7 protein-coding genes are annotated in these 9,181 nt (G+C 43.7%); 5 read left to right on the top strand and 2 right to left on the bottom strand.

Going from position 1 to position 9,181, the window contains the following annotated elements; all coding sequences use genetic code 11:
- A partial coding sequence (locus QUA00_RS04435; protein WP_333408821.1) for a WD40 repeat domain-containing protein occupies positions 1-1,695 on the top strand: 1,695 nt, incomplete at its 5' end.
- 246 nt (positions 1,696-1,941) lie between these two features.
- Positions 1,942-2,964: a galactose-1-phosphate uridylyltransferase gene (gene galT, locus QUA00_RS04430; RefSeq protein ID WP_333408819.1), complete on the top strand. Its 1,023-nt coding sequence runs from the start codon at positions 1,942-1,944 to the stop codon at positions 2,962-2,964.
- A gap of 246 nt (positions 2,965-3,210) precedes the next feature.
- Here the strand turns inward: galT and QUA00_RS04425 are convergent, their stop codons facing one another.
- Positions 3,211-3,495, bottom strand: coding sequence for a hypothetical protein (locus tag QUA00_RS04425; RefSeq protein ID WP_333408818.1), 285 nt, complete (start codon positions 3,493-3,495; stop codon positions 3,211-3,213).
- A 506-nt stretch (positions 3,496-4,001) separates the two neighbouring features.
- Complete coding sequence (locus QUA00_RS04420; protein WP_333145257.1) at positions 4,002-4,979, bottom strand: acetamidase/formamidase family protein; 978 nt, start codon at positions 4,977-4,979, stop codon at positions 4,002-4,004.
- 324 nt (positions 4,980-5,303) lie between these two features.
- Here QUA00_RS04420 and QUA00_RS04415 point away from each other — a divergent pair, with 324 nt between their 5' ends.
- The 3 genes from QUA00_RS04415 to QUA00_RS04405 all read left to right on the top strand — a co-directional run bounded on the left by QUA00_RS04415 (position 5,304) and on the right by QUA00_RS04405 (position 9,149).
- Positions 5,304-7,127: a metallophosphoesterase family protein gene (locus QUA00_RS04415; protein WP_333408817.1), complete on the top strand. Its 1,824-nt coding sequence runs from the start codon at positions 5,304-5,306 to the stop codon at positions 7,125-7,127.
- Positions 7,128-7,246: 119 nt separating this feature from the next.
- Positions 7,247-8,494, top strand: a complete 1,248-nt coding sequence (locus QUA00_RS04410) for a DUF262 domain-containing protein (RefSeq protein WP_333408816.1) — start codon at positions 7,247-7,249, stop codon at positions 8,492-8,494.
- A 13-nt stretch (positions 8,495-8,507) separates the two neighbouring features.
- Complete coding sequence (locus QUA00_RS04405; RefSeq protein WP_333408815.1) at positions 8,508-9,149, top strand: HEPN domain-containing protein; 642 nt, start codon at positions 8,508-8,510, stop codon at positions 9,147-9,149.
- The last annotated feature ends 32 nt before the right edge of the window (positions 9,150-9,181 follow it).

Here is a 9,181-nt window from a genome sequence, read left to right as displayed (position 1 = left end):
GGCAACTGCTTGGTGACATTGACCGGACATAATACATCGGTAACAAGTATCAGTTTTAGCCCGACAGGAGATGCGATTGCTACTGCCTCATCTGACGGCAGCGCCAAATTGTGGGACTTGCAGGGCAACTGCTTGAAAACTTTCACCGGACATTCTGACTGGGTAACAAGTGTCAGTTTTAGCCCAACAGGAGATGCGATTGCTACTGCCGCAGATAACAAAACTGCAAAATTGTGGGACTTGCAGGGCAACTGCTTGGTGACATTGACCGGACATAATACATCGGTAACAAGTATCAGTTTTAGCCCGACAGGAGATGCGATCGCTACTGCCTCAGTTGACAAAACCGCAAAACTGTGGGACTTGCAAGGCAACTGCTTGGTGACTTTCACCGGACATCATTATTCGGTAAATAGTGTCTGTTTTAGCCCGAATGGAGATGCGATCGCTACTGCCTCGATTGATGGCACCGCTAAATTGTGGGACTTGGATGGCAACTGCTTGAAAACTTTCATCGGACATCATGATTCGGTAACAAGTGTCAGTTTTAGCCCGATAGGAGATGAGATCGCTACTGCCTCAGATGACCACACCGCCAAATTGTGGGACTTGCAGGGCAATTGCCTGGTGACTTTCACCGGACATAATTACTCGGTAAATAGTGTCAGTTTTAGTTTCACAGTCGAGGAGATCGCTACTGCATCAGATGACCACACCGCCAAATTGTGGGACTTGCAGGGCAATTGCCTGGTGACTTTCACTGGACATCATTACTCGGTAAATAGTGTCAGTTTTAGCCCGAAAGGAGATGCGATCGCTACTGCATCAGATGATAAAACCGCCAAATTGTGGGACTTACAGGGCAACTACTTGGTAACATTCACCGGACATAATGACTCGGTAAATAGTGTCAGTTTTAGCCCGAAAGGAGATGAGATCGCTACTGCATCAGATGACAAAACCGCCAAATTGTGGGACTTACAGGGCAACTACTTGGTAACATTCACCGGACATAATGACTCGGTATGGAGTATCAGTTTTAGCCCGAAAGGAGATGCGATCGCTACTGCCTCATCTGACAAAACCGCCAAATTGTGGGATTTGCAGGGCAAATGTTTGGTAACATTCACCGGACATAATCACTGGCTCACAAGTATCAGTTTTAGCCCGAAAGGAGATGCGATCGCTACTGCCTCATCTGACAAAACCGCCAAATTGTGGGACTTGCAAGGCAACTGCTTGGTCACTGTTACTGAACATGAGGGATCGGTAAATAGTATCAGTTTTAGCCCAAATGGAGATGTGCTCGCTACAGCCTCACATGATAAAACCGCAAAATTGTGGGACTTGCAAGGCAACTGCTTGGTAACATTCGCCGGACATGATGACTCAGTAACAAGTGTCTGTTTTAGCCCGACTGGAGATATGATCGCCACTGCATCACAAGACGGCACTGCCAAATTGTGGGACTTGCAGGGGAATTTACTGGCTGACTTTAGCGGCTATAAAGGCAATTTGCTCAAAGGTGAAGTAGATTTTGTGGAGTTGAAAAGCCCGATTTATAGTATGTGTTTTAGTCGGGACGGGAAGTCTTTGATAACTGGTTCGCTGGATGGAAAGGTGCGGTTTTGGCCAGTGGAAAGTTTGGACGAGTTGTTGGCGAGGGGGAGGGAATGGCTTGGTGAGAAAATTTAACCGCTGATCCACGCGGATGATTTGAATTTAGCAACGCTTTTACGATGCTTTTTCACTTGTTCAAACTGCTATTAGCTTTACCCACTTTAGACGCCAAAATTATTGAATAATTCGGCTATCTAGCAGACTACAAGCCGGAAATTTAAAAGTCAAGATTTATTAAGATTTTACAACAAAGCGATGACAAATCACAAATCATGTATCTAAAATAAGAGACAATTTGACCCGGAAACTGAAGGTAAGAAAATGTCTGAACTTAGACAAAATCTAATTACCAGAGATTGGGTAATCATCGCCACCGAACGGGCGACAAGACCGGATCAATTCGCCAACAAAAAAAAGTGCCAAATAGTAGTGCCACCGCACCGCGCCGATTGCCCGTTTTGCGTGGGAAATGAAGAAGACGGAACCTTAGAAACTTGCCGTTTGGGCGATCGCGCTGGCTGGAAAGTCAGGGCAATTTGCAACAAATATCCCGCCCTCTCCCCGACAGCAAAATGGATGAGGATATCATCGGGAATTCACCGCACGATGGCGGGAATCGGCGTTCACGAGGTAATTGTCGAACACCCGCGACACGATTTGACGACAGCTTTGTTGAGTGTTGAAGAAGTTGCCAACATACTTTTAGTATACCGCCAGCGCTATGTAGAAATTAGAAAAAATCCCCACATTGAAACAATTATTATCTTCAAAAATCACGGAGAAACTGCCGGAACTTCTCTCGAACACCCCCACTCGCAGATAGCAGCGACGCCCGTTGTACCCAGCCAATTTCGCAGCCGCATCGACGAAGCTATTAGATATTTTGATGACACGGGAGAATGTCTGTTTTGCCGAACTTTGGAAGATGAATTAGCGGCGAGAGAAAGAGTGATTTGTGAGAGTGAACATTTTGTGGCTTTTATCCCTTACGCTGCACTTTCACCGTTTCACACTTGGATTTTCCCGCGCCGACATTCCTCTTCATTTGATGAAATTACTGATGCGGAAATTACGGATCTTGCTGATACTTTGAAAACTGTACTGGCTAAGCTTTATTACGGATTGAACAATCCCGATTACAACTATAATATTCGATCGGTGCCGATCGCCGAAGGGGGAACAAAATACTTTCACTGGTATATCGCAATTATTCCCAGAGTCACCAAGCAAGCTGGGTTTGAGTTGGGCAGCGGGATGTTCATCAATACTGCTTTGCCAGAAGAAAGTGCGGCTTTTTTGCGATCGATCGAAATTCCTAGCGACAGTAATTTCCCGCCCATCTAAAGTATCCTACATCACAATAGGTCAAATTTACTTCAAATTCGGGTGGAAATGCACGCAGGCAGTCTGAATTGCGAGTCTGTCTTGGGGGAGGAAAGTGATATTATTTGAGATTTGAGATTAAAGAATTCGGCATAACGGATGATCTAATGGTTTAGATCACCGGCCTAAAGTTTGATTCTTTTTTAAACTGGTACAACTTACGCTCTCAAGTTATGAACGTACAAATACTTAGGGATTGTACCAAACTCAGAATAAACTTTCGACATATTGCCAGCCGTCGTCGCTAAAAGTAGCTCTCAACATATCTCTAATTTTGGCATCGATCGATAATATCCCCTCGCCCGATTCACCATTCTCGCCGATTTCGCAACTGTCATCAGACAGATGTTCTTGGATGATGGCCAGAGTATCGGCGAAATTAGCCAGAAAATAATGTTCGTGCACCCACGCTGTCGGATCTGGTATTGCTGCACTCCCAAAAGCTCGATCGACTAAATCTCTTTTGGCAACATCGTCAGTCTGGTTTTTCATCATAAAAATGGGTAGAAACCCCGTGCTTTTAGCACGGCTTTACATTTAATTTGAATCTCCTCGCGGGGTGGAGGGGTATGGTTGCCCCAAGGCGTGAGGTATGGTTGCCTCAAACTCCCATTTCTGGGGTAAAGTTAGCACGCGCCTTTGTTTAGTGAGCTTGCGCCGGCTAGCAACACTGTCGAGCGTGACCTTAAGACTGTTTAGTTGCAAGCGATAGAGCGGAAAACTAGCTTCGCATTCTCCGGTATCGTGACTCAAAAAACGTAGTCAGTAAAGACTTAGGCCCGTCAGGATGGCTTGTTAGATTTCTCTTTCAAGCCTCATGCCTTTAGACTGAGGTTCCTGACGTTGAGTTCGATTTAGGTAGATTTTGTCACTTATCCCATTTTAAGCTTAATTGTCAACACGATCGCGATCCAGATCGACCACAGCAGTGACAAATTTGTGTAGTTTGTGCGATCGCGATCCTAATTTTTTGGTCGATCGCGTGTTATTATACTCGCTCACACTCCGTGACCAAGAATTTTCACCTCTGGTAAAATACACTTGGAAATCATTCCGTGAACTCCTTTTTGAGGATTGTTGACAGCCTGCGTAATCCGAAAATTTACCGATAGCGAACAGAAAACATAAGCATCTTCCTCTTGGAAACCTGCAAACTTTTGCAGCCAATAAACCGTCTGTTTTACCGCCAGCTCAAACGCTTCATCTAATGTTCTACCAAATCCCATAATCACAATATGAGTGGGCGTTTCCGCAAACGGAAATATCAGAAATAAATCCTTGCGTAAGATGATTTGAATAGTCCCGTTCATCGAAGTTTCAATGGCAGTACCGTCAACTTCACCGTCTCCTTGTGCCGAATGTCCGTCACCGATTGACAGTAAACCGCCGCGCAGAAAAACAGGTAAAAATAACCGCGTTCCTGGTTGCAGTTCCTGATTGTCCATATTACCGCCGTAGCGCGCTGGAGGAATAGAAGAACGGTTGATTTCTGCATTGGCAACGCCGATAATGCCAAAAAAAGGATGCAGGGGAATCCGAATGCCGCTACCTGTGGGAAATTCAGCAGTTTTTTGCTCTAAATCTAGCGGAATAAACCGCAATTTAGGTTCGGGGAAATACTCAGGCAAAGCTCCCCATCCGGCGCGAATTGCATTAAATCCTACTGGTAAACTTGGGTAAACATCCTCAATGTGAATTTCTAAAACGTCTCCCGGTTCGGCATTGTTAACATAAATCGGGCCTGTCAGCAAGTGGGGCCCCGGCCCAACTTTGCGGTTGGGAGGCAAATTCTGACAAATATCTAAAAATTCCGGCGTCAGAAATTCCGGCGGCGCCTTGTCAGCAACATAATATCCTGAATAGGTTTCGATATCGATGCGATCGCCCGAATCGACAGTTAAAGCAGGTTCGATATTCGGAGAAAAACCGCCCAAGTGTACGGTTTTGCAGTTGGCTTTGAGAAGGTGGCGAGTCATGGGATTTTAGATTTTAGAGTTTAGATTTTAGATGGAAGGAAGGGTGTTAAGAATGTTATATCGCAACTCTCAAGCATTTTTGAGATTTTTTTTTAATGAACCACAGAGGGCGCAGAGGGCGCAGAGAAAGAGAATGGAGAGATTGGAAGATGTGAAAAAATAGTTGAGGTTTGTTAGATGTGAGATATTCTACTAATTTCTTAACTTGTTGATAACCTGGGTAGTTTAAAATTTAAAGTGGGTGTCGCGGGTTTATATGTATTGGGGTGGGGAGTTCTGTTTGGCTGGTGCAACCCGCCCTTACAAACTAATGACTAATGAATTATGTTAACACCATTGCCCAACCAAGTAGGAAATCCCAAAGGTTATTCTCGCAATCCCTGGTTTTTTGCTGTTTTGATTTTGATTGTCCTCTTGCTAGGTTTCCTTATGCAATCTTATCTTAACAAACCTCAGCTTTTAACCGATCCGTTTTTGCAAGTCCCAACAGCAAACTCGGTGCGAGTTGTCTGGTTCACCGAGTTTGGCGGTACTCGCAACACTGTTGCTTACGGCGAAAATTTGAATCAAGTTGTGACGGCAAATACTACCAAGCTAAGCCGCACTCGCGAAGACAAAGACTCGCGCATTTCCGATGAAATGAAACAAAGCATCATTGACAGCAATCCAATTGTCCGCGACATCTGGCGCCACGAAGCAGAAGTCTCCAATTTAAGGCCCGGTGCTCGCATTCCTTATCGAGTCACTAGCGAAAGGAAAGACGGCGCATCTGTCAGCAGCAAAGTTTTCACTCTTTCTCCCACACCAGCAGCAGGAGTTGCGCTCAAAATTCTCCTCACTTCCGACCATCAATTGATGCCGATGACAGCAGCAAATCTCCAGAAAGTAGCCGAAACCATTGGGAGAGTTGACGCGGTTTTTATGGCAGGGGATTTAATTAATATACCCGATCGCGCTTCCGAATGGTTTGACGACTACCGAGGCCGCGCCTTCTTTCCCGCTATGCAAGGGCGCGCATTTTCCGAACTCGACAAAAACGGCATCAAAACCGTTTACAGCGGCGGCGAACTGATTCAACACGCGCCTTTATTTCCCGCCATTGGCAATCACGAAATCATGGGTCGCTTTGCAACTAACAGCACACTCGGTGAGCAATTTAATGATCCTTTTCCCCGCGTCGCTGCCGAGAAAATATACGCTCAACGTGCTGCCTCTTTGAATCCTAGTAATGACTCTTCTGTGCGGGAAAGATGGCTAAAAAACAATAGTTTTAATAGCGATACCTATGACGAGATTTTCAATTTACCGGGAGGCAAAAATTACTATGCTGTGACTTTTGGGGACGTGCGGTTAGTGACTTTGTATGCTACGAATATCTGGCGGACTCCGAATTTAGATCCGGGTGCGAGAGGCAGGTATCGCGAACGGGACGCAGATTTTAATAATTCCGAAAAATGGGGATACGGACAGCATATTTTTGAGCCGATTGTCAAGGGCAGCGCTCAATATAATTGGCTGCAACAAGAGTTAAAGAGTTCGGAATTCCAGCAGGCAAAATATAAAATTGTGATGTTTCACCACCCGCCGCATTCTCTGGGTGACAATATTGTACCTGCTTATACTGACCCTGTGCAAATAGTCGATCGCGCTCTCGATGGCGAGATTAAAATGGTGCGTTACGAGTATCCGAAACAGCAAGATTATCTGATTCGGGATGTAGTGCCGCTACTAGAAACAGCGGGGGTGCAGTTGGTATTTTACGGACATTCGCACTTGTGGAATCGGTTTGTAAGTTCCAGCGGAATGCACTTTTTGGAGAGTTCTAATGTGGGCAACAGTTACGGTGCTTTTGCGGGGGAAAAGCGCCGATTTGTGCCGCCGGGATATCGGGAAGATTACAGCGCTATTGGAGACCCGAACGGATTGGAACCTGTGGTGCCGACTGTGGCGCCTTTGTTGGGAGAAGACGGGCGGCCGCTGCCGTATATTGATAGCAATGATATTACGGCTTTTACTATTTTTGATACGGGGGAGGGTACGGTTAGCAGCTACTATTTTGATACGCGGAAACCCGAATCGGAAGTGGTGAAGTTTGATGAGTTTAAGTTGAAAAATTCGCCATCTAGCTTAAAAATACGTAAAAATTAAAAGCGCTCGTTTTCATAATCGATAAATTAGTTACTGCTATGATAACTTAAGGCTTCTGACTTCTGCTATACTTAGGTATCTGTATCCAAATTAAACTTAGCCAATAGTAGAGCGCGGTCATGCCGGAACTAAACCTCTTAGAAAAACAAGAAGAAGTAAGCTTTGATGAGGAAGATGAAGCTCTAGATTATGAGCTTGAATCTAATGGTAATCCCAAATCAGTATTAGACGAAATTTCCGAAATAATTGTAGCTGGAAATGACTGGACGACAGCCACCATACTCGATCAACTTGTTCGTGACAATATTCAACTTAATCCAAGATTTCAAAGACGAGATGCTTGGGATATAACTCGCAAAAGCAGGTTTATTGAATCTATTTTTCTAGGATTTCCCATTCCAGATATAGTTTTGGCTTCTCAAGATAAAAAACGCGGAAAATTTGTAGTTCTTGACGGCAAGCAACGCTTGCTTACGATTCTGCAATTTTATGGAAGGAGCGAAACTCCCAACGATAGTTTTGCTTTGAAAAACTTAGAATTTAGACCTGAACTCAATGGTTGTACGCATGAGGCTCTAAAAAACGATCTTCTCCATAGTTCTGTACTTGATGCACTCGATAATCAAACTCTTCGTACTACATTGATTAGGAATTGGCATACAGAAAGTTTACTCTACAAAATTTTTCTCCGTCTGAATTTAGAAAATACTCCGCTATCTCCACAAGAACTCAGGCAAGCATTGCATCCAGGTGATTTCATCAATTTTTTAGATGACGAATCAATTAAAAATCAGGCTTTAAGAAAAATACTTAAATCCCAAAATCCCGATCCTCGGATGCGCGATGTCGAATTATTACTGCGATATGTAGGATTCCATCATTTTTTATCCGATTATCGCGGTAATCTTAAAGTGTTCCTGGATATGACTTGCAAAAAGCTCAACAAGGATTGGAAAGAGAAAGAAACTGAGGTCAGATATACAGTTAGCCAATTTGAAAAGGCAGTGCAAACAACCACTACAATATTTGGAGAAGAAAATATATTTCGCGTGTGGTTGAGTAGTTCTAATAGTTACCGAGGCAAGTTTAATCGAGCTATTTTAGATGTAATGGTTTTTTATTTTTCAGATCCAGTTATTAGAGTAGCTGCTGAGAAGAATCCGGTGGGTGTGCAAAAAGCTTTTAAAGAGTTATGTTCATCATCTAATAGCGAATTCAGAGAAGCTGTTGAGAAAAGCACAACTAGCATTCGCGAAACTCATACTCGTCTCTCACTGTGGGGCAAAGCTTTGTTAAAGGTTTTGGATGTAGAGTTTAATGTACCTGAACTCGTAGATAACCATATTATCTTTAACGGTTTGAGGTAAGTTATTAAGAGGTATGCCAAAATCCGTTAGATTTCGTACTCTAACCCAGCAGTTAAATAGGTTAAAAAAACAATTTTTTCCTAAGATTAATCCTCTAGGTTCATATTCCGAGCTGCAGCTAGCCTTAACTCTTGCCTACAGAGTTTTAGTTCATGCCGAAATTGAGGCTTATTTTGAGGACAGAGTTTGGGAAGTAGCCCTTAATGCTAAAAAGAATTGGGATAGTCAGGGTAAGAGTTGCCGTACTTTAATCTGCTTGCTTGGCTTTTCTGGTCAAATGATGGAAGCACCACCAGATACACTGACTCCAACTAAGGGAAGTAAAGCTTTGCCACCGGAAAAAATAAAAGTCAACAAAAAAATAGATTTAGCTATTAATAGTTTTAAGCGAAGTATTGACCAGAATCATGGCATCAAAGAAGCTAATCTTCTGGCGTTGCTTTTGCCAATAGGAATAGATACCGATGATTTAGATTCTGTTTGGCTGGCTACCATGAATACGTTTGGGGAAGAAAGAGGTGTGGCGGCACATACTTCAGCTACATCCCCGAAAACTATTAGAAGCCTAAATCCTATAAATGAACTGCGGAGGGTAGAGCAAATTATTCAAGAACTTTTGAGGGTGGATGAGCTGATTGATAATTTAATGAGATAAATGAATAAACCGACACCAATTGTCAAGAGTTT

The sequence above is a fragment of the Microcoleus sp. T2B6 genome, from assembly GCF_036700475.1.
Taxonomy (GTDB): Bacteria; Cyanobacteriota; Cyanobacteriia; order Cyanobacteriales; family Microcoleaceae; genus Microcoleus.
This window is presented reverse-complemented; position numbering and strand designations above follow the sequence as displayed.

Excerpts from the sequence above, each read along its gene's own strand:
- galT (WP_333408819.1), top strand. The coding sequence starts at position 1,942 with ATGTCTGAACTTAGACAAAATCTAATTACCAGAGATTGGGTAATCATC.
- QUA00_RS04425 (WP_333408818.1), bottom strand. The coding sequence starts at position 3,495 with ATGAAAAACCAGACTGACGATGTTGCCAAAAGAGATTTAGTCGATCGA.
- QUA00_RS04420 (WP_333145257.1), bottom strand. The coding sequence starts at position 4,979 with ATGACTCGCCACCTTCTCAAAGCCAACTGCAAAACCGTACACTTGGGC.
- QUA00_RS04415 (WP_333408817.1), top strand. The coding sequence starts at position 5,304 with ATGTTAACACCATTGCCCAACCAAGTAGGAAATCCCAAAGGTTATTCT.
- QUA00_RS04410 (WP_333408816.1), top strand. The coding sequence starts at position 7,247 with ATGCCGGAACTAAACCTCTTAGAAAAACAAGAAGAAGTAAGCTTTGAT.
- QUA00_RS04405 (WP_333408815.1), top strand. The coding sequence starts at position 8,508 with ATGCCAAAATCCGTTAGATTTCGTACTCTAACCCAGCAGTTAAATAGG.